This window comes from Blautia sp. AM47-4 (assembly GCF_003479865.1).
GTDB classification, from domain to species: Bacteria; Bacillota; Clostridia; order Lachnospirales; family Lachnospiraceae; genus Fusicatenibacter; species Fusicatenibacter saccharivorans.
In genome coordinates this window covers 62,940-82,396 of record NZ_QUHY01000015.1, presented here as the reverse complement: position 1 = coordinate 82,396, position 19,457 = coordinate 62,940, and the positions used below count along the sequence as shown (strand labels likewise).

Sequence of the window (19,457 nt, the reverse complement as noted above, 5' to 3'; positions counted from 1 at the left end):
AGATGGATATTAAATCAATGACCTTAGACGAATTAAAGGACGCCTGCCAGCAGATGGGAGAAAAGCCGTTCCGTGCCAAACAGTTATACGACTGGATGCATCATCGTCTGGCGGGCAGCTACGATGAGATGACGAATCTCTCGCTTGCCTTCCGGGAAAAATTAAAGGAACAGTATCCGCTTACCTGTCTCGAAAAAGTGCAGGTGCAGGAGTCCAAAATCGACGGAACGAGAAAATACCTGTTCCGCCTTAGCGACGGCAACGTGATCGAGAGTGTCTGGATGAAGTACCACCACGGAAATTCCGTCTGCATCTCATCCCAGGTCGGCTGCCGGATGGGCTGCCGCTTCTGCGCGTCCACAATCGGCGGACTCGTGCGGTGCCTGACTCCGTCGGAGATGCTCGACCAGATTTACCGGATTTGGGAGGACACCGGGGAGCGGGTCTCCAATCTGGTTGTCATGGGAACGGGTGAGCCGATGGACAACTACGACAATCTGGTGCGCTTCGTGCGGCTGCTTTCGAGCCAGGAAGGACTCAACATCAGCCAGAGAAACATCACCGTTTCCACCTGCGGAATCGTGCCGAATATGTACAAATTGGCAGATGAGGGACTCCAGATCACCCTGGCACTTTCCCTTCATGCGCCGAACGATGAAAAGCGCCGCGAGCTGATGCCGATTGCCAATAAATATTCCATTGATGAAATTCTCGATGCATGCCGCAATTACTTTGCAAAAACAGGCCGTCGGATTACATTTGAGTACTCTCTCGTTGGCGGGAAAAATGACAGCGAAGCCGATGCAAAAGAGCTTTCCGCGCGGATTTCGGATATCAACTGTCATGTAAATCTGATCCCGGTCAACCCGATCAAAGAGCGCGATTACGTGAAATCAACGAAAAAAGTCGTAGAGAATTTCAAAAATAAACTTGAAAAATACGGAATTAATGTTACTATTAGAAGGGAAATGGGCGCCGATATTGACGGAGCCTGTGGACAGTTAAGAAAAAGTTTTATCGATAAATCAAACGAACAGCCGTAAAAAGCGGCTGTCAATACAGGAGAAAAAAGCATGAAGGTATTTTCTGCAACCGATATCGGACAGAAACGGACGATGAACCAGGATTTTGTGTTTGCCTCCGCCTCTCCGGTCGGAAACCTTCCGAACCTCTTTGTCGTTGCAGACGGCATGGGAGGCCATAACGCGGGCGATTTTGCTTCGCGTTACGGTGTTTCTGTACTGGTGGAATCTGTAAAAAGAGATACGAATTTCAACCCGGTGCGGATCATTCGGCATGGAATTGAAGCAGCAAACAGCCAGATTTTTGAGCAGGCAAAACGAGATATATCCATGGAAGGCATGGGTACGACGATGGTAGTAGCTACGGTTGTCGGCAACTATGCCTACGTTGCAAACGTAGGAGACAGCAGGCTGTATCTGGCAGCAGATGGCACGTTTGACCAGGTGACGCAGGACCATTCCCTGATCGCAGAGATGGTGCGCCTTGGAGAACTCACTCCCGAGCAGGCGCGGAATCACCCGGACAAAAACATTATTACCAGAGCAGTAGGCACACAGGATACCGTAAAGATTGATTTCTTTGACATTCAGCTTGAAGAGGGCAATCAATTGGTGATGTGCTCGGACGGCCTTTCCAACATGGTAACGGATGAGGAGATTTTCGAACTCATCTGCCGAGAAGACGGTGAGGACAAGGCGAAACGTTTAATTGATAAAGCAAATGCAAATGGCGGCAGAGACAATATCGCAGTCATTGTCGTTGAACCATTTACAAACGAGGTGAAAGAATGTTAAAAGAGGGCGTTATTTTAGGAGAACGATATGAGATCATAAGCCGGATCGGTTCCGGCGGTATGGCTGATGTCTACAAAGCAAAAGACCACAAGCTGAACCGCATGGTGGCCGTCAAGGTTTTAAAACCGGAATTCCGGGAGGATAAAACCTTTATCCGCAAGTTCCGCACGGAGGCACAGGCCGCAGCAGGACTGTCCCATCCGAATATTGTAAACGTGTACGATGTCGGGGAGGACCGCGGCGTTTACTATATCGTCATGGAGCTTGTCGAGGGAATTACTCTGAAGGATTACATTGACCGCAAAGGAAAACTGAGCGTAAAAGAGGCAACCAGCATCGCCATTCAGGTTTCCCTTGGTCTTGAAGCAGCACACAACCGCAATATTGTACACCGCGATGTCAAACCGCAGAATATCATCATTTCCACAGACGGAAAAGTAAAACTTTCCGACTTTGGTATTGCAAAGGCAACTTCTTCCAATACGATCAGTTCGAACGTTATGGGAAGCGTACATTACAGCTCTCCGGAGCAGGTGCGCGGCGGATATTCGGACTATAAGAGTGATATCTATTCCCTTGGTATCACCATGTACGAGATGGTAACCGGAAGAGTGCCGTTTGACGGCGACACCACCGTTGCCATCGCAATCAAGCATCTGCAGGAGGAGATTGAATCTCCATCCAAATATACCCCGAACCTTCCGTTCGCACTGGAGCAGATTATCTTAAAATGTACCCAGAAGAGCCCGGACCGCCGTTACAATAACATGGCGGAGCTGATCGACGACTTGAAGCATTCGCTGATGGAGCCGCAGGGCAATTTCGTAAAAGTAACTCCGTTAAGTTCTCACGCCGAGACTGTTATGGTATCCGCAGAGGAGTTAAGCCAGATCCGTTCCGGCGCAGCAGCAAAGGCAAATGCGCAGACGGCAGAGGAGCCGGCCCGCAAGCGCTACAGCAAGATCGAGGATGAGGAAGAGGACGAAGATTACAGCTACGAGGACGAAGAAGACGAGGATGAGGACGAAGAAGAGGATGACCGCGATTCCTACGATGAGGATGACGACGATTCCTACTACGACGATGACGACGACGATGACAAAGCCGGAAACAAACTCGAAAAGATCATCACAATCGGCGGTTTTGCGATTGCAGCCATCATCATCTGCATGCTGATCTACTTTATTGCACAGGCAGCCGGCATTGTCGGCGGAAAAGGACCGACCGCAGCTTCTTCCAGTTCCGCATCATCTTCGAGCAGCACGGAAGTTGTTTCTTCCAGCAGCAAAGAAGAGGAAAAAGTAACCGTTCCGGATCTGACCAACAAAACCGAGGCAGATGCCGTCGATCTGGCAAACAGCCTGAACCTTGGTGTAGTCAACGGCGGAACCGAGGCATCGGATGTCATTGAGGCAGGAAAGATCTGCCGCCAGGATCTGAAACCGGGAACGAAAGTCGATAAAAATGCAACGATTACGTATTATGTAAGCTCCGGAAAAGAAACCGTAACCATTCCGACCGGCATTGTTGGAACACAGAAAGACGCTGCAAGTGCTGCACTGACTCAGCTGGGACTGCAGGTTTCCACAACAGAGGATTTCAGCGATACCGTTGCAGAAGGCTTGGTTATTTCCGTTGACCCGTCAGAGGGAAGTCAGGTTGCGCCGGAATCTACCGTTACGCTGGTGATCAGCAAGGGATCCAAGGACGCGGAAGAAATTGCAATCCGTGATGTAATCGGCCTGGATGAGGAGACAGCAAAATCAATCCTGAGCGATTTCAATATTATTGTAAAAACAGGAACCAGCAGCAAGGTGGCCGAGGGCGAAGTCATGGAGGTTGACCCGGCAATCGGAACCAAAGTAAAGAAAGGTTCTGACGTTACGATTTATGTCAATAGCCCGAGTGCACAGCCAACGACGCCGGATGAGAATACACCGACCCCGACACCGGCAGAGCCGGGCGCAAATACCGCTACGGATGTTACCTGGTCCTGCAGCCAGACCTTAAGTGCGCCGGATCAGTATCAGGGTGGTATTGCAAAAATTGAGCTGATCCAGGATGATGGGAACGGAAACGAGACCTCCATCACCATCATGGACGGACAGGCCATTACGAGCTGGCCGTATTCTGTCAACACCAACTGGAGTGCTTCATCGTCTGCTTCTTCTACCGGAAGAATCGTCTTCTATGAGATGGATTCGAGCGGAAGTTATCAGGCAATTGCACAGTACCAATCGGTTCCGTTGAGTGAAGGGTGAGTATGACAGGAAAGATTATGAAAGGAATTGCCGGATTCTACTACGTAGACGTAGAAGAATCCGGCATTTATGAGTGCAAAGCAAAAGGAATTTTCCGAAAGGAAGGCCAGAAACCGCTCGTCGGAGATCTTGTGGAAATCGAGATTCTGGATGAAGCGGAAAAAACAGGAAATATGACCCGGATTCTGCCGCGAAAAAATGAACTGATCCGTCCGGCAGTGGCCAATATCGATCAGGCGCTTGTGATTTTTGCGCTGGAAAATCCGACCCCGAACCTGACGCTTCTGGACCGTTTTCTTGTGATGATGGAACAGCAGAACGTTCCGACGGCAATCTGTTTCAATAAAAGAGATCTTGCGGGGGAAGATTACACAGACCATCTGCGAAGCGTCTATGAGAACTGCGGTTACCGTGTCTTTACGGTGAGTGCAGCGAAAGAGCAGGGCATGCAGGAAGTGGAAGCATACCTGAAAGGGAAAACAACGGTGGTAGCCGGTCCGTCCGGCGTCGGAAAATCTTCGATCACAAACCGGATGCAGAAAGAAATCCAGATGGAGACCGGAGAGATCAGCAAAAAGCTGAAAAAAGGAAAACACACGACGCGCCATTCCCAGATGATCCCGATCGACCATGAGACGTATCTGTGCGATACGCCGGGGTTCAGCTCGCTTTATACAACCGATATGGAAAAAGAGGAGCTGAAAAACTTTTTCCCGGAATTTCATCCGTACGAAGGAAAATGCCGTTTCCTCGGCTGTATCCACGGAAAAGAGCCGGGCTGTGCCGTCAAAGAGGCACTGGAACAGGGAAATATCAGCAAAGAAAGATTTGAAAACTATACCATGTTCTATGAAGAACTGAAAGAACAGGAAAAGAGGAGATACTAGCATGAGCCGAGTATATCAGTTGGCACCTTCTATTTTATCCGCAGACTTCAACCGTCTCGGAGAACAGATCCAAAGGGTAGAGAAAGCAGAGTGCCGGTGGCTTCATATCGATATTATGGATGGAATGTTTGTACCATCCATTTCGTTTGGAATGCCGGTGGTAAAGTCGATCCGAAAAGAAAGCAGTCTGTATTTTGATGTTCATATGATGGTAAAGGACCCGGAGCGGTACGTAGAAGAATTTCAAAGCTGCGGGGCGGATATGATCACGGTTCACGCGGAGGCATGCCGCGATCTGGCAGAAACCGTGAAAAAGATTCATGAAACAGGCGCAGATGCCGGAGTTGCCGTAAATCCGGATACGCCGCTTTCTGCGGTTACGGACGTGATGGATCAGGTAGAAATGATTCTGATTATGAGCGTTTATCCTGGCTTCGGCGGCCAGAAGTATATCCCGGAGTCGACGGAGAGGATCCGTACGCTCCGCAGAATGCTGGATGAAAAGGGACTGGAGCATGTGCACATTCAGGTCGATGGCGGCATCAACCGCGCGACCATCGATGAAGTCCTTGCGGCAGGTGCCAACATCATCGTGGCAGGCTCTGCTGTATTTGGCAGCAACATCGAGCAGAACGTGCGCGAGCTGCAGGAAAAAATTTCTTCATACAGCAAAAAGGCAGAATAAGATACAAAAAGACAGAAAAAAGAGGCAGGGAAACGTGAGAACATGTATTATTTCGGGAGGGATGATCGAACCGGATTTTGCCTTCCCATATCTTCAGAAACAGCAGTTTGATATTATCCTGGCAGCAGACCGGGGACTGGAGTTCTGCTACCATTACCAGATTATGCCGACGTATATTCTGGGAGATTTTGACAGTTTATCTCCGAAGATTTTAAATTATTACAAGGAGAACCATGTCGCACCGATCCGGGAATTTAATCCCATGAAGGACAATACGGACACGGACATCGCATTTCAGCAGGCGATTGTTCTGGGAAGCAGTGAAATCACGATCCTCGGAGCAACAGGAGGAAGACTTGACCATTTCTTAAGTATTGTGCAGAACCTGAAAACGGCATGGGAGAAGAAAATTCCGGCTTACATCGTGGACAGCCGCAATCTGATTACGATTCCGGTGGAAACTTCGTTTGAAATCCGGAAAGAAGAGCAGTTCGGAAAGTACGTTTCGTTCTTCCCGCTGGAAAAGGAAGTCGCATCCATCACCCTGGAGGGCTTCGCCTACCCGCTCGACCATCACTATCTGCCGAATACTTCGGGTGGTCTGTGCGTGAGCAATGAGATCGTCGAGGAGACCGCGCATGTATCGTACGAGGGCGGCATTCTTCTGATGGTACAGTCAAGAGATTAAAATCCATTGAAATCAAAGAGCCCGTGTGCTATAATTTATAGTTGCATTGGGCTCTTTTTGTGCATAAAAAAAACCCGAACAGAAAAAGAAGCGAAAAATAAAAACAAAGGAGATATAGATTACTATGAAATTAGGTATCGTAATAGAAGTACCTATTTCATGCATTTCTTTACAGTGCCGTAAAGGTCTATGAATTGGGATAAATAAAGGAGTTCATACATTTTTGGTTAAGATATATTTTAATGTAAATATATGTATCTTTTGCAAAATTGGCACTTGTTGTGGCATTCGATTTGATGATGAATAATATGATTAATAAAAAATTGAAGCTCCATATAGCAAAACGGAATTGAATTATAGCAGACAGTTTGATGATGAAACTGCCTGCTTTTTCTTTTATTACTTATAATTGATAGTAGTAGTATAAAAAGGCTCATACCCATGGTGAAAAGACCATTTAGAATGATAAAGATTAATTTTAAGTGTGGTAGGAGTTCCGTTGATTTGGTTGTGTTCCGTTTCAATATTATGCAGCACTCCATTAATACCCCAATATTGATGATATACAACGATCTGTAATTCTGTATCACGAGTAGTTCCAGTACTGAATGACATACTGTTGAATATAAGATAATCGGGTAAACGAATGTAGTAGAGAACACTTGCAAGAGTGATTAAAACAATAGTAGCGAATAATAATTTCTTTTTCATTTTAAGGTACCTCTATTTATGTTTGATTATAAGGGGTAACTATATAATACCTCACTATATAGTGAATTACTACATAAAAAAATTTTGAATATACTTTTATGTAGAGGTGAGGTAATGAAGTATGGACATCTGGAGCTTCACATAGAGGAACTGCTGAAAGAAAAAGGAATTAGTAAAAATACTATTTGTAAAGAATTGGACATACCAAGGTCGAATTTTAATCGTTATTGTAGAAATGAGTTTCAGAGATTAGATGCGCAACTGATCTGTAAACTGTGTAGCTATTTAGATTGTGAAATAGAAGAGCTGATAGAATATGTGAAAGAATGAAAGTCTGGCGGATTGGAGAAAACTCGTGCAGACTTTTGTTGCGTAAAGGAATAGAAAAAATGTAATGAGGTCAAGGAACAAGGCGAAGCCGATACGCCGTAGGGCAGTCCTTTGACGGAATGGATGTAGCCAAGAATATTATGATATTAAAGAGGACTTGAAAGGTAATACCTTACAAGTCCTCTTGTTTATTGAATGTATGTCGAAAAAGAGTCTCTTCTCGTGTTATTATGAGTTTTTTATTATGTTGATAGAGCTATTTTTCTTTCCATCCGATGGTTCTTATAGAATCTTTTTTATACCATTTCTCTGTATCGAGAAATTCAAAGCACTTTTTAATGTTAGCATAATTAGAGAGCTTTTTTAAATCGGCTGTTAATTCGAAAAACTGTTTTTCGAAGTCTTCTAATCTTTGAGGCATATAATGTTGGCTAAGATTATTTTTTATTCGGACATGTTTTCGTTGAATATCTTGTCGGATTCTCTTTACAGCATTATAACAATCATATTTTTCATAGCCTGGATATTCGCTAAAACGGTCACAATATTGTTTTTTTAAGTTAGTGGTTGCGAAATATTTTCCGCAGTGATCGCATGTTTTGAATTTATATTTGTTTAATGCGAGGAAATGCAATATAGAAAACAAAATATCGGAAGGACTATAGCATTGATAAAAATAGTCGTAATACAACGAGGACTTTTTCTGTAGCACTTCTTCGATGGGAAAAGAGTAATAGTGAATAGGTGGAAATGAATTCGATGAAGGATTAGTTACTTTAGCAATAGGAGTGAATTTAAAAGTAATATCAAAATAGGGACGTAGCATTTCGATGTGTTCAGGCTTTATTTCGGACTGTTCATAATTGCTTATATTCATTAAAAACTCAATTCCCTTTAATACAGCGTGATATTGTTCGCGCTGTTCGTTTCTGAAATTTAGAATGTTTTCCAACGAAACAATATCGGAAAAATCATAATTAAAAAAATTGAACTTACCATTATTAGCATAAATATCAGGTAAGATGTATAGTGGGTTGAAGGTCACCCATTTTTCTAAGCCAGTAATTTTAGCCTGAAAGTCTTCTGTGTCATTGATGTGATAAATTATTATTTGACATAATTCTTTCATGAAATAGACCTCTCTTTCTTGTTTGAAAATGTTTCGGTTTAAGTTTAATATAAACGAAACAAAAAGTCAAGGGTTTTGGAATATCAATAGAAAGTGTTTCGTTGAAAATATAAGAAAAAGAGACGCAATAGTGCATTAATAGATATGTAGATGCTTTAGAATAAAAGTATGAAATGCATTTCGAATTACCATCAAGGGTGGATGCGACCTAAGACGGCATCAGAAAGATAGGTGAAAACATGAATAGAAAAAATATTGAAAATTATTATGAAGAAAGAATAGCCGACAAATATTTATCTAAAGAAAAACAGATAATCAATGTGTCTTCGGAAATAGAGATACAATATAGATGGATTGATGGAAAGCGTACAGAAGAAATCGCAGGCTATAAACTATTTTTTGCTCAAGAAGGGGTAAATCCTTTTGCAGTAAAATTTGCAGAAAAACCAAAGCTTCCAAAATTTCTTTCAGAGGTTTTTTTAGAAAAGTTAGAGGCAATTGAGATTCGGTCTAAGGTATATTTTCGTGCAGAAAGTGTGGTGGAGAAAAGATGATAAGATCTGAGATTGAAAAATATTTACTCCAAGCACTTAATATGGCGTTACAGATCAATGGTGAAACATCCTATACCAACAGTTTTGGGGTGAAAGTTGTTAATGATGGATTCTTTTTTATCCCTCGCCTTCCGGCAAGCTATGTCATAGATGATGAGCTTTATCAAAAAATTTATTTGATATGTAATGCGGCATTATATCCGGAGTATTCGTTAGTAAAGCAAACCGGAATATATTTTGTTCCGCTAGATACAGATGATATTCACATAAAACGTGCGCTCTTTTTTCCGTGGAGTCAGGGGATCGCTAAAAGAATAATAATTCAAGATGTAGAAAAATTTGCATCTAAATTGGAAGCTGACAGAATACCAATAATGGACAATCTTGATATAAGTTATGAGAGGACAAATGGGATACTCATTGCAGGAACATCCGGTGGGGGTAAGAGCTATTTTCTTACCTATTTGCTAACAATGTTAAAACATATTTCAGATTTGCTAATAGTTGACCCCAAAATAGATATGCCGAGTAGATGGGGACGTGATAATGACATTGAGGTAATAGTCCCTAATGGAAGTCGAAGCAAAAGTGATTTTGTATCTGCTGTAAACAATGAGTTGGGTAAGTGCCTTGAGTTAATTTATAAAAGGCAACAAATTCTTTATAATAATAATAGTGCTACTATAAGACATTATACAATTGTTATTGACGAACTACTAGCACTTAGTGAAGGAGTGACGAAATCGATCAAAGAAGCCTTTTACAGTTTGCTTATACAGATTAGTCTTTTAGGCAGAAATACGAAAGTTCATCTAGTACTCTGTTCACAGAGGTTTGATGCTAATGCGATTCCAATTTCATGCCGTGAGCAAATGAATGTGCTAGTACAAGTTGGAAATATCAACAGCAAGACGATTCAGTTTCTGTTTCCTGATTTAGATCTGAAAGGGATAGTGATTCCTCAAGGAAAAGGAACTGGGCTAATTCAGGTGATTGATTCAGAACATCCGTTCCAGGTTGTTCCATTATTGACACCGACATATTATACGAAGGGAGAATAGGGTGAACGAGAGAAAATCATATTTTATACAAACTTTTCGAACTAATGAAGTAATGATATTTTGGCTATTATTGCTTATTTTAATTCGATTTCCACTTAAGTTTGTAGAAAAAAACTTTTTGAATGGAACAAATACTTCTTTGTTATGGTATTTAAAAATAATGAGTGAGATGTTTGAGCAGATGATTCAGGTAGTGGATTGTATGATGGCAATATCTTTAGTGATTGTATTGATATTAGTAATTCCTGAATTAATTGATAGAATAGTAAAAGACTCATTACTGAACTGGATATATTCAGTTTGGATGACTTACCGAATAAGAAAATTTCTTTTTAATGATGCTAACCGTGTAGAAAAAATCAATAGAAAGACGAGGATAATAAACGTCTATTATAGATGTGAGAAAGAGAAGGATTGTTTATCTTGTGAAATTACGGAATGATGTGCAATCTCGTAAAAAATTTGATGAGATGAAAGACATTCTACGTCAGGAAATAACAAATCAATTTCCAGATTATTCCTTTTCGAAATTTGAAAGATATAAGCAGTGGGAAAGTCTCGAAGGAACAAAGTTAAGGTGATTGGGCAGAGAGGCTTCTGCCTCGCCAAAGGCAGAGGAAAGAAGCTTCTCTGTTTAATCAATATAAGAGTCACAGGGGGATATACTACGACCCCCTGTGGAATAGTAATCTATAATCAGAGGAAAGTATAATGAAAAAAAAAGAGCAAAGAAGTAATAAGTGGGCATTCATTTTTTATGAAGAAAGTGCACCATCAAATTATCTGCAAGTGTTAGAAGAGTTGCATATTCCTTTTGTATTGAGTCCGTGGCATTGTATGGATGTAAATCGTGAAACTGGAGAAATCAAAAAATCTCACAAACATGGGGTTTTCTATTTTTCTTCATTAAAAAGCTATTCTCAAGTATCAAGCATAGTGAGTGATCGCCTTAATGCACCGAAGCATGTTGAGGTTGTTTTATCGCCAAAAGGGATGTTTGATTATTTTATACATGCAGAAAATCCAGAAAAAACACCGTATCAAATAGAAGATATAGAATGTGGATGTGGATTTGAACTTGAAAAGTTCTTAGTTGAAGTTAATTCTAGTGAATTTATAGAAAATATCATTGATGTCATAGAAATAAATGATTTTACAGAGTTTAAAGAGTTAGTTACATATGCAAGAAACAATGATTATATGTTACTGAAACTAATAGTTGATAAGACTTTTTTCTTTACTAAACTGTTGGATTCAAGACGTTATAGTTCAACAAAACTATTAAATAAAAAGGTGCAAGAAAAAAATGACATATAAAATAAAGGAGGCATTAGAAATGTGCAGGAAAACAGAAATACCTATATGGGAAAAAGCCAATCTTACTATTGTAGAAGCTGCGAAATATTCAAATATAGGACAAAATCGTATAGCAGAATTACTCAGGCAGCCTAGATGTCCATTTGTATTATATGTTGGTAAAAAGAAGTTGGTAAAACGGAGAGAATTTGAACGTTTCTTAGAAAATTGTGTTGAATTATGAAAAAATAGGTGATTTACATTGAATTTGAAGCTCCATTGTGGTAATCTATAAGTTGCTATATTGGAGCTTCTTTTGGTGAAAGGAGCTGGAATTATGGGAAAGGATTTAAGAGGAAAGGAGATTGGAGAGGGGATCTATCAGCAGACTAACGGTACATATTGTGCAAGATTTGTGGATAGATTCGGAAAAAGAAAATCAAAACGATCTAAGAAATTGCAGGAAGTGAGACAATGGCTTGCCGATGCAATTTATATTAATGAACATAGTGATATAGAACAGGCAACCAATATGATAGTAGATGCTTGGTTTGAATATTGGATTGATGTAAAAAGAAAAACGGTTCGTCCTAATACTGTTAGAAATTATACGGAACGTTACTATAAAAATATCCAGAAAGTAATCGGAAAAAAAATATTAACAGCGATAAAGCCGATTCATTGTCAAAAAATTTTTATGAATATGGCAGATGAAGGATATAGAACAACTACGATATATCAAACAAGAATTACTCTTTACAATATGCTTGAATTTGCAAAAGAAAATGAAGTGATTTTGAGCAATCCATGTAAAAAATCAGTTAAGAGTGATATGGGAAAACCGTCACAGAAGAAAAAAGCTCTTACGATTGAGGAACAAAAGAAATTCTTGAAGCAGGCAAAAGGACAGAGCTACGAAAATCAATACAAATTTATATTGCAAACTGGACTTCGTACAGGTGAGTTGGTTGGTCTGAAATGGGAAGATGTTGATTTTGAGAATAAAACAGTAAAAATTCAGAGGTCTATGGAATATCGTTATAGTGTTGGTGCATGGAGAACAGGGGAACCTAAGAGTAAATCTGGTTATCGGACAATTCCATTAACAGATGAAGCAATTCGGATATTGTTGGCACAGAAAGAAAAAAACAGTAAGATAAAATTTATATCAGAAGAATGGTCGGAATATATTTTTTTGTGTCGTAAAGGTGAACCGGTTAAAAATAGTACCTATGATACCGCACTATTCAAAATATGCGAGAAGGCAGGAATTAATAAGTTTTCTATGCATGTATTAAGACATACATTTGCTACTCGATGTATCGAGGGTGGTATGATGCCAAAGACTTTGCAGAAAATACTGGGACATTCCAATATTGGCATAACCATGAATTTATATGTTCATATTACAGATGAAGAAAAACAAAAAGAAATTAATATGGTTGCTTGTGCATTAAATGTTATATAAGAGTAAATATATTGTGATAACTGATGGCACTTGGTGTGGCATTCGATATAATAGAAAAAGCATAAGAAACTGTAAAATAAAGGATTTTTAAAGGAGAAAAAATTAAAATGAAATTAGGTATCGTGGGCCTTCCGAACGTCGGAAAAAGTACACTTTTCAATTCCCTGACCAAAGCAGGAGCAGAGAGCGCAAACTATCCGTTCTGTACCATTGACCCGAATGTCGGCATCGTGCCGGTTCCGGACAAGCGTCTGCAGCAGCTCGGAGATTTCTATCAGTCCAAGAAAGTAACACCGGCTGTCATCGAGTTCGTTGACATCGCAGGTCTTGTAAAAGGTGCATCCAAAGGAGAGGGACTTGGAAACCAGTTCCTTGCCAATATCCGTGAGGTAGACGCTATCGTTCACGTTGTCAGATGTTTCGAGGATCCGAACGTTATCCACGTAGACGGCAGCATTGATCCGCTCCGTGATATCGAGACCATCGACCTTGAGCTGATCTTCGCCGACCTTGAGGTACTCGAGCGCCGTATTTCCAAAACTGCAAAATCTGCAAGAATGGACAAAGAGGCAGCAAAAGAGCTCGAATTCCAGGAGCGTCTGAAAAAACTGCTCGAGGACGGAAAAGATGCCATCCTGATGGAGCTGCAGAACGAGGACGAGGAGAAATGGATCGCAGAGTACAACCTGCTGACCAGTAAACCGGTCATCTACGCAGCAAACGTAGCAGAGGATGATCTCGCTGACGACGGTGCAAACAACTCCTATGTACAGTCCGTCCGCGAATATGCAAAAGAGCACAACAGCGAAGTATTCGTCATCTGCGCCGAGATCGAGGCAGAAATCTCCGAACTCGAAGAGGATGAGAAAAAAATGTTCCTCGAGGATCTTGGTCTTACCGAGTCCGGTCTGGAAAAACTGATCGCAGCAAGCTACCGTCTGCTCGGCCTCATGAGCTTCCTTACAGCAGGAGAGGATGAGACCCGTGCATGGACCATCAAAGTCGGAACAAAAGCACCGCAGGCAGCCGGAAAAATCCACACCGATTTCGAGCGCGGATTCATCAAAGCCGAGGTTGTCAATTATCAGGATCTGCTCGACTGCGGTTCCTACGCAGGAGCAAGAGAGAAAGGCCTTGTGCGTATGGAAGGAAAAGATTACATTGTCCGCGACGGCGATGTCATCCTGTTCCGTTTCAACGTTTGATAAGTAATAATAAGAGAGAATATAAGTTATGGATATGGAAATTAATTTTCCCAATCTCGGGATCTATCTCGACCATGTGGGAAAAAACATCAGTATTTTCGGATTTTCCATTGCCTATTACGGCATCGTGATCGTAACCGGTATGATGATTGCGATCTGGATTGCCCAAAGAGAGGCAAAGCGGACAGGGCAGAACCCGGAGCAGTACCTCGATCTTGCGATGATCGGCATCGCAGCCGGTATTCTCGGGGCACGGATTTACTACGTTATATTTGCCTGGGACTATTATAAGGATGATCTTTTGAGTATTTTCAACATCCGCCAGGGCGGACTTGCCATCTACGGCGGCATCATCGGTGCCTGCATTGCGGTGGTGATTTACAGCAGAAAGAAGAAACAGAACTTCAGCCTTCTGATGGATACCGCGAGCATGAGCATCGTGTTCGGTCAGATTATGGGACGGTGGGGAAACTTCTTTAACCGTGAGGCATTCGGTGACTACACTAACAACCTGTTTGCGATGCAGCTTCCGGTTTCCGCGGTCCGTGCCAATGAAATCACACAGAAAATGTGGGATCATGTGGTGACGGTAAACGGCGTCGAGTATATTCAGGTGCATCCCACCTTTTTATATGAAAGTTTATGGAATGTGGGTGTCCTGCTTTTTCTTTTCTGGTTTCGGAAAAGAAAAAAATTTAACGGCGAAGTGTTCCTGATGTATCTGATAGGATATGGCCTTGGAAGAATCTGGATCGAGGGACTCCGCACCGACCAGCTTCTGCTTCCGGTGGTGGGACTTCCGGTTTCCCAGCTCCTTTCGGGGTGCCTTGTGGTGGGATGTACCATCCTGGTGGTATGGAAACGAAAAAAATTATCATCCGGTGGGGAGACAGCCCATTCTTAAGGATAAAACCAGTGAAAAAAACAGAATAAAAATACAGAAAAGGGGAAAACCGGCAAAAAAGGTTTTCTCTTTTTTGATACAAAATTGGTATAAAAAAGGCGGAAAATGCGCATAAAAATGTTGCATTTTGGGAAAAATCTTAAAAATGAAATAGAAAAAAGACCTTGCTATTTTCCCTGAGTTGATATAGAATAAAAATATAAGTGGTAGAAAGTGGTGAAAAGTGGTGCGTTGTGGAGCGGATGTGGCAGTCTGGCTGCGGCGCGATACATGAAGTGGTGCGTGGGGAGACCGCCATTTCAGGTGATAAGAGGGTTTTCATTATGTTCATGGGAGAGTACAGTCATACGATTGACGCGAAGGGAAGATTGATCATACCGTCCAAGTTCAGAGAACAGCTGGGAGAAGAGTTTGTACTGACGAAGGGATTGGACGGATGCCTTTCCATTTACCCAAACGACGAATGGGCTGCCTTTGAAGAGAAGCTGAGAGCCTTACCACTTACAAACAAAAACGCCAGAACTTTTTCCCGTTTCTTTGTAGCAGGTGCTACGTCATGTGAACTGGACAAGCAGGGGAGGATTCTCGTACCGGCAACGCTGCGGGAATTTGCTGGTCTGGAAAAAGATGTAGTCCTTACCGGAAATATCAACCGGATTGAAATCTGGAGCAAGGAAAAATGGAACGAAAACAGCAATTATGATGATATGGATGCCATCGCCGAATCAATGGAAGAGATGGGCATTGTGATCTGATCTGTTTCGTTGGGATACAGGAGATGACCATGGAATTTTCGCATACATCAGTATTACTGAAGGAAACCATTGAAAACCTTAAGATAAAACCGGACGGAATCTACGTGGACGGGACGTTGGGAGGCGCTGGACATTCCAGTCATATATGTGAGCGCTTATCTGCCACGGGGAGATTAATAGGCATAGATCAGGACGAAGCTGCGATAGCTGTTGCGGGTAAACGCCTGGAACCATATCAGAACCAGGTCACGATTATCCGCAGCAATTATTGCGATATGGTTCCGCGTCTTGCCGAAATCGGAGTCACCGGGGTAGACGGAATCCTGCTGGATCTTGGAGTTTCATCCTATCAGCTGGATAATGCAGAGCGTGGATTCACATACCGTGAGGATGTTCCGCTGGATATGCGGATGGATCAGAGAAATGCTCTTTCCGCGTACGAAGTCGTGAACGATTACAGTGAAGAGAATCTTTCGCGTATTCTCCATGAATATGGAGAAGAGCGTTTTGCAAGAAAAATTGCACACAATATATGCGTAAGCCGGCAGCAGGCGCCGATTCGAACAACTGGGGAGTTAATCGAAATCATCAAGCGCTCGATTCCGGCAAAAATAAGGGCGACGGGCGGCCATCCGGCCAAGAGAACCTTTCAGGCAATCCGTATCGAAGTGAACCAGGAACTTACCGTTCTGTCGGAGTCACTGGACGGCATGATTGATCTCTTAAATGACGGTGGAAGACTTTGTGTCATCACCTTTCATTCTCTGGAAGACCGTATCGTAAAAAACATTTTCAGAAAAAACGAGCATCCATGTACGTGTCCGCCGGAATTTCCGGTCTGTGTATGCGGAAAGAAGTCCAAGGGAACCGTAGTAACTCGGAAACCGATCTTGCCGGGAGAAGAGGAAATGGAAACAAATCCCCGTTCCAAGAGCGCAAAACTGCGCGTCTTTGAACGAAAAGTGTGACGGCTCGGCACGAAGGAGACAGAGAAGTTATGGCCAGACGGGCAGATGGAAGGGTAAATTCGACAGATAGAACGAAACGTTATACGCCAGATACGTTTGAGGACGGAAGTGCGGTACGGCGTCTTGCAGCACAGCCGCAGGAAGCACCAAAAGAAGCACGGCCTCTGAAATCGGGTGTGAGCAGCCAGACAAGAAGAAACCGGGCACGGGCGACACAGATCAGCGCGGGCTACGCTGTTTTTCTTGCCATTGTCTGCACACTGTGTATCGCGGCGTGTGTTGCGTATGTCAAGTTGCAGACCGTGGTTACCACGCAGGCGGAAGACATTACCAGCAAAGAAAAAGAATTGAGCGATCTGAAGGCGGACAATGACGCCTATTACAATACAACGGTTGCCTCCGAAGATCTTGAGGCAGTCAAAGAAGCAGCACAGAACCGGCTCGGCATGAAATATGCAGATGAGTCCAGGTAATTTATTTCGATGATTCAGAAAACAGCTATGTGAGACAGTATCAGGATGTTCCGGATGCGAAATAGGTGAAAACGTGAGTAAACAGAAAAAAAATAAAAAACGAAGCGGGGCATTCCGGAGACGGAAGACAAGTGGGCGTATGAGCAGAAAACTGGTAGCACTCTTTTTGGGAGTGATGCTGGTTTTTGTTGCTTTAGCGATTGACATTACGTATGTGAATGCCACAAAGGGAGAAAAATACGAAAGACAGGTTTTAAGCCAGACGCAGCAGTCCTACGACAGCAGGACAATTCCATTCCAGCGGGGAAGTATCACCGACCGGAACGGAACGATTCTGGCAACGAGTGAGAAGGTTTACAACGTTATTCTCGACTGTAAACTTGCCAATACGACGGTAAAAGATGAAGAAAAGAACGATACCCATCCGTACGTCGATCCGACCGTAGCAGCACTGGTTGAATACTTCGGACTCGACGAGACGGATATCCGGGATCGTCTGACCGGCGAAACGACAAAAGAAAGCCAGTACCAGGTTCTCGCCAGAGAGGTCTCGATGGACGCGAAAAAAGCGTTTGAGGCCTATGTGGACGAGTACGCGGACAAAAAGAACAAGGAGCTCGATGAGAACGAGCAGGCGGAAAAAGCATACCGTGCCAACATCCGCGGCGTCTGGTTCGAGGAATCCTACCACAGAACGTATCCGTTAAATTCACTTGCCTGCGATCTGATCGGCTTTACGTATTCAGGAGACACGGCAGACTGGGGAATCGAAGGGTATTATTCCAGTATCTTAAATGGCGTGAATGGCCGCCAGTTCGGCTATTACAACGAAGATGCGGATATGGAACAGACGATCATCGAGCGCAGCCGGGCAAAAACGTGGTTACGACGATTGATGTAAATATTCAGAAGATCATCCGCACGGCGATCGAGAATTACAATGAGCGGATTCATGTCCAGAACGGCGCGGACGAATCGGACACTGAGACGAACCGTCAGACAAAAGCGGCAAAGAATATCGGCGTTGTCGTGATGGATCCGAACAATGGAGAGATTCTTGGTATGGATTCTTCCGACTGGTATGACCTGAACAATCCAAGAGATCTGACACCGTTCTATTCGAAGGAAGAAATTGATGCGATGAACGATAACGAGACAATGGAGGCTTTGAGTGCCATCTGGAAAAACTACTGTATTTCCGATGCATATGAGCCAGGTTCCACGGCAAAACCGATGAACGTGGCGGCGGCATATTCCCTCGATGTAATCGATGATGATACCCTGTTTGACTGTGAGGGGTTTGAGACGATTGCAGGGCAGATGATCCGCTGCGGAGCTTATCCGGGAACACATGGCGTACAGACACCGGCCGATGTACTGAAAAACTCCTGCAACGCTGGTATGATGCAGATCGGACAGAAGATGGGAGCAGCGGAATTTCTCCGCTATCAGGATATTTTCGGTTTCGGCAGTCTGACAGGAATTGACCTGCCGGGTGAGGCGTACGGCCTGGTTCACACGGAGGATACCATGGGACCGACCGAGCTTGCAACGAGTACATTCGGACAGGGCTATACCGTGACGATGGTACAGCAGGCAGCTGCGTTTTCCTCTCTGATCAACGGAGGCAATTATTACCAGCCGCATGTGATGAAGACGATCACGGACAGCACAGGAGCTGTTGTTGAGAGCAATGAGCCGAATCTGGTGCGTCAGACGGTTTCCGCGGAAATCAGCGATAAAATGAGAAGTTTCCTCCAGGGAGTCGTGACCGATGGAAGCGGCCAGAGTGCAAAGGTTGCCGGTTACACGATGGGAGGAAAAACAGGTACTGCACAGAAGTATCCGCGAGGCAATGGAAAATATCTCGTTTCCTTTATCGGATTTGCACCGGTAGAAAACCCGAAAGCTGTTGTTTACGCGATTGTGGACGAGCCGGATGTAGAAAATCAGGCGAACAGTGTGCTGGCACAGGAGATCGTAAAAGAGATCTACACAGAACTGCTGCCGTATTTGAACGTATTCCCGGATGATACGGACGGTGTGACGGGCGAAGGCTCCGAGACCGGAACGGATGATCCAAACGTAGCGGCACCGGTACAGGAAGACGATACGGAAAACAGTGCTGAAAACAGCAATATCGAGAACGGCGGTCTGACAAACGCCGAGCTGGATCTCATCAATGAAGAGTAAAAAAACATAAAAAACAAAAGACATAACCCCATAGCAGTTTCCATATAGTGTTATCATAATGGATTCGGCTAT

Annotated in this window: 22 protein-coding genes; 20 read left to right on the top strand and 2 right to left on the bottom strand. The window is 43.4% G+C overall.

Annotation, left to right across the window (positions count from 1 at the left end; translation table 11 throughout):
• Positions 1-2 precede the first annotated feature (2 nt).
• The 6 genes from rlmN to DW965_RS11290 are packed head-to-tail and all read left to right on the top strand — an operon-like array spanning position 3 to position 6,338.
• Positions 3-1,043 carry a 23S rRNA (adenine(2503)-C(2))-methyltransferase RlmN gene (gene rlmN / locus DW965_RS11315; protein ID WP_055226967.1) on the top strand — a complete coding sequence of 347 codons (1,041 nt, stop codon included), beginning with the start codon at positions 3-5 and terminating at the stop codon, positions 1,041-1,043.
• A 30-nt stretch (positions 1,044-1,073) separates the two neighbouring features.
• Complete coding sequence (locus DW965_RS11310) at positions 1,074-1,817, top strand: Stp1/IreP family PP2C-type Ser/Thr phosphatase (RefSeq protein WP_022463152.1); 744 nt, start codon at positions 1,074-1,076, stop codon at positions 1,815-1,817.
• Positions 1,811-4,078 (top strand): Stk1 family PASTA domain-containing Ser/Thr kinase, encoded by a 2,268-nt coding sequence (pknB, locus tag DW965_RS11305; protein WP_117760488.1) that lies wholly within the window; start codon positions 1,811-1,813, stop codon positions 4,076-4,078. Before DW965_RS11310 ends, pknB begins: the two co-directional genes overlap by 7 nt.
• Positions 4,079-4,080: 2 nt before the next feature.
• Positions 4,081-4,965, top strand: coding sequence for a ribosome small subunit-dependent GTPase A (rsgA, locus tag DW965_RS11300; RefSeq protein WP_055219788.1), 885 nt, complete (start codon positions 4,081-4,083; stop codon positions 4,963-4,965).
• A 1-nt stretch (position 4,966) separates the two neighbouring features.
• Positions 4,967-5,650: a ribulose-phosphate 3-epimerase gene (rpe, locus tag DW965_RS11295; RefSeq protein ID WP_022463156.1), complete on the top strand. Its 684-nt coding sequence runs from the start codon at positions 4,967-4,969 to the stop codon at positions 5,648-5,650.
• Positions 5,651-5,684: 34 nt separating this feature from the next.
• Positions 5,685-6,338, top strand: coding sequence for a thiamine diphosphokinase (locus tag DW965_RS11290; protein WP_147345090.1), 654 nt, complete (start codon positions 5,685-5,687; stop codon positions 6,336-6,338).
• Between the two features lie 399 nt (positions 6,339-6,737).
• Here the strand turns inward: DW965_RS11290 and DW965_RS11285 are convergent, their stop codons facing one another.
• Positions 6,738-7,049 carry a hypothetical protein gene (locus tag DW965_RS11285; RefSeq protein ID WP_118594618.1) on the bottom strand — a complete coding sequence of 104 codons (312 nt, stop codon included), beginning with the start codon at positions 7,047-7,049 and terminating at the stop codon, positions 6,738-6,740.
• A 114-nt stretch (positions 7,050-7,163) separates the two neighbouring features.
• On the opposite strand from DW965_RS11285, the gene DW965_RS11280 reads away from it, so the two are divergent.
• On the top strand, positions 7,164-7,379 hold the full coding sequence (locus DW965_RS11280) for a helix-turn-helix domain-containing protein (RefSeq protein ID WP_118594619.1): 216 nt from the start codon (positions 7,164-7,166) through the stop codon (positions 7,377-7,379).
• Between the two features lie 256 nt (positions 7,380-7,635).
• Here the strand turns inward: DW965_RS11280 and DW965_RS11275 are convergent, their stop codons facing one another.
• Positions 7,636-8,508 carry a hypothetical protein gene (locus DW965_RS11275; RefSeq protein WP_118594620.1) on the bottom strand — a complete coding sequence of 291 codons (873 nt, stop codon included), beginning with the start codon at positions 8,506-8,508 and terminating at the stop codon, positions 7,636-7,638.
• Positions 8,509-8,747: 239 nt separating this feature from the next.
• Here DW965_RS11275 and DW965_RS11270 point away from each other — a divergent pair, with 239 nt between their 5' ends.
• The 13 genes from DW965_RS11270 (at position 8,748) to DW965_RS20015 (ending at position 19,385) form a co-directional block, all read left to right on the top strand.
• Entirely contained in the window at positions 8,748-9,062 is a 315-nt protein-coding gene (locus DW965_RS11270) for a hypothetical protein (protein WP_118594621.1), read from the top strand.
• Positions 9,059-10,123 (top strand): cell division protein FtsK, encoded by a 1,065-nt coding sequence (locus tag DW965_RS11265; protein ID WP_118594622.1) that lies wholly within the window; start codon positions 9,059-9,061, stop codon positions 10,121-10,123. The genes DW965_RS11270 and DW965_RS11265 overlap by 4 nt, the downstream gene beginning before the upstream one ends.
• Before the next feature lies 1 nt (position 10,124).
• The gene (locus tag DW965_RS11260; RefSeq protein ID WP_119198399.1) at positions 10,125-10,565 is read left to right on the top strand and encodes a hypothetical protein; all 441 of its coding nucleotides are present in this window, start codon (positions 10,125-10,127) and stop codon (positions 10,563-10,565) included.
• A gap of 269 nt (positions 10,566-10,834) precedes the next feature.
• Entirely contained in the window at positions 10,835-11,440 is a 606-nt protein-coding gene (locus DW965_RS11255) for a replication protein (RefSeq protein ID WP_118594624.1), read from the top strand.
• Positions 11,430-11,663 carry an excisionase gene (locus tag DW965_RS11250; protein ID WP_243036622.1) on the top strand — a complete coding sequence of 78 codons (234 nt, stop codon included), beginning with the start codon at positions 11,430-11,432 and terminating at the stop codon, positions 11,661-11,663. The genes DW965_RS11255 and DW965_RS11250 overlap by 11 nt, the downstream gene beginning before the upstream one ends.
• Positions 11,664-11,756: 93 nt before the next feature.
• The gene (locus DW965_RS11245) at positions 11,757-12,887 is read left to right on the top strand and encodes a tyrosine-type recombinase/integrase (protein WP_118594626.1); all 1,131 of its coding nucleotides are present in this window, start codon (positions 11,757-11,759) and stop codon (positions 12,885-12,887) included.
• Positions 12,888-12,994: 107 nt separating this feature from the next.
• The gene (gene ychF, locus DW965_RS11240) at positions 12,995-14,092 is read left to right on the top strand and encodes a redox-regulated ATPase YchF (protein ID WP_022461456.1); all 1,098 of its coding nucleotides are present in this window, start codon (positions 12,995-12,997) and stop codon (positions 14,090-14,092) included.
• A 28-nt stretch (positions 14,093-14,120) separates the two neighbouring features.
• Entirely contained in the window at positions 14,121-14,996 is an 876-nt protein-coding gene (gene lgt / locus DW965_RS11235) for a prolipoprotein diacylglyceryl transferase (RefSeq protein ID WP_022461071.1), read from the top strand.
• A gap of 323 nt (positions 14,997-15,319) precedes the next feature.
• On the top strand, positions 15,320-15,751 hold the full coding sequence (gene mraZ / locus DW965_RS11230) for a division/cell wall cluster transcriptional repressor MraZ (RefSeq protein WP_022461070.1): 432 nt from the start codon (positions 15,320-15,322) through the stop codon (positions 15,749-15,751).
• 29 nt (positions 15,752-15,780) lie between these two features.
• Positions 15,781-16,719, top strand: coding sequence for a 16S rRNA (cytosine(1402)-N(4))-methyltransferase RsmH (gene rsmH / locus DW965_RS11225; RefSeq protein ID WP_117760487.1), 939 nt, complete (start codon positions 15,781-15,783; stop codon positions 16,717-16,719).
• A gap of 29 nt (positions 16,720-16,748) precedes the next feature.
• Positions 16,749-17,192, top strand: a complete 444-nt coding sequence (locus DW965_RS11220) for a hypothetical protein (RefSeq protein WP_117814326.1) — start codon at positions 16,749-16,751, stop codon at positions 17,190-17,192.
• Between the two features lie 139 nt (positions 17,193-17,331).
• Positions 17,332-18,093 (top strand): hypothetical protein, encoded by a 762-nt coding sequence (locus DW965_RS20020; RefSeq protein ID WP_243036621.1) that lies wholly within the window; start codon positions 17,332-17,334, stop codon positions 18,091-18,093.
• Positions 18,072-19,385: a peptidoglycan D,D-transpeptidase FtsI family protein gene (locus DW965_RS20015; RefSeq protein ID WP_243036620.1), complete on the top strand. Its 1,314-nt coding sequence runs from the start codon at positions 18,072-18,074 to the stop codon at positions 19,383-19,385. Before DW965_RS20020 ends, DW965_RS20015 begins: the two co-directional genes overlap by 22 nt.
• Positions 19,386-19,457: the final 72 nt, after the last annotated feature.

Excerpts from the sequence above, each read along its gene's own strand:
- pknB (WP_117760488.1), top strand. The coding sequence starts at position 1,811 with ATGTTAAAAGAGGGCGTTATTTTAGGAGAACGATATGAGATCATAAGC.
- DW965_RS11280 (WP_118594619.1), top strand. The coding sequence starts at position 7,164 with ATGAAGTATGGACATCTGGAGCTTCACATAGAGGAACTGCTGAAAGAA.
- DW965_RS11275 (WP_118594620.1), bottom strand. The coding sequence starts at position 8,508 with ATGAAAGAATTATGTCAAATAATAATTTATCACATCAATGACACAGAA.
- lgt (WP_022461071.1), top strand. The coding sequence starts at position 14,121 with ATGGATATGGAAATTAATTTTCCCAATCTCGGGATCTATCTCGACCAT.
- rsmH (WP_117760487.1), top strand. The coding sequence starts at position 15,781 with ATGGAATTTTCGCATACATCAGTATTACTGAAGGAAACCATTGAAAAC.
- mraZ (WP_022461070.1), top strand. The coding sequence starts at position 15,320 with ATGTTCATGGGAGAGTACAGTCATACGATTGACGCGAAGGGAAGATTG.
- DW965_RS11220 (WP_117814326.1), top strand. The coding sequence starts at position 16,749 with ATGGCCAGACGGGCAGATGGAAGGGTAAATTCGACAGATAGAACGAAA.
- DW965_RS11270 (WP_118594621.1), top strand. The coding sequence starts at position 8,748 with ATGAATAGAAAAAATATTGAAAATTATTATGAAGAAAGAATAGCCGAC.
- DW965_RS11255 (WP_118594624.1), top strand. The coding sequence starts at position 10,835 with ATGAAAAAAAAAGAGCAAAGAAGTAATAAGTGGGCATTCATTTTTTAT.
- ychF (WP_022461456.1), top strand. The coding sequence starts at position 12,995 with ATGAAATTAGGTATCGTGGGCCTTCCGAACGTCGGAAAAAGTACACTT.
- DW965_RS11265 (WP_118594622.1), top strand. The coding sequence starts at position 9,059 with ATGATAAGATCTGAGATTGAAAAATATTTACTCCAAGCACTTAATATG.
- rsgA (WP_055219788.1), top strand. The coding sequence starts at position 4,081 with ATGACAGGAAAGATTATGAAAGGAATTGCCGGATTCTACTACGTAGAC.
- DW965_RS11245 (WP_118594626.1), top strand. The coding sequence starts at position 11,757 with ATGGGAAAGGATTTAAGAGGAAAGGAGATTGGAGAGGGGATCTATCAG.
- rlmN (WP_055226967.1), top strand. The coding sequence starts at position 3 with ATGGATATTAAATCAATGACCTTAGACGAATTAAAGGACGCCTGCCAG.
- DW965_RS11250 (WP_243036622.1), top strand. The coding sequence starts at position 11,430 with ATGACATATAAAATAAAGGAGGCATTAGAAATGTGCAGGAAAACAGAA.
- rpe (WP_022463156.1), top strand. The coding sequence starts at position 4,967 with ATGAGCCGAGTATATCAGTTGGCACCTTCTATTTTATCCGCAGACTTC.
- DW965_RS11285 (WP_118594618.1), bottom strand. The coding sequence starts at position 7,049 with ATGAAAAAGAAATTATTATTCGCTACTATTGTTTTAATCACTCTTGCA.
- DW965_RS11310 (WP_022463152.1), top strand. The coding sequence starts at position 1,074 with ATGAAGGTATTTTCTGCAACCGATATCGGACAGAAACGGACGATGAAC.
- DW965_RS20020 (WP_243036621.1), top strand. The coding sequence starts at position 17,332 with ATGAGCAGAAAACTGGTAGCACTCTTTTTGGGAGTGATGCTGGTTTTT.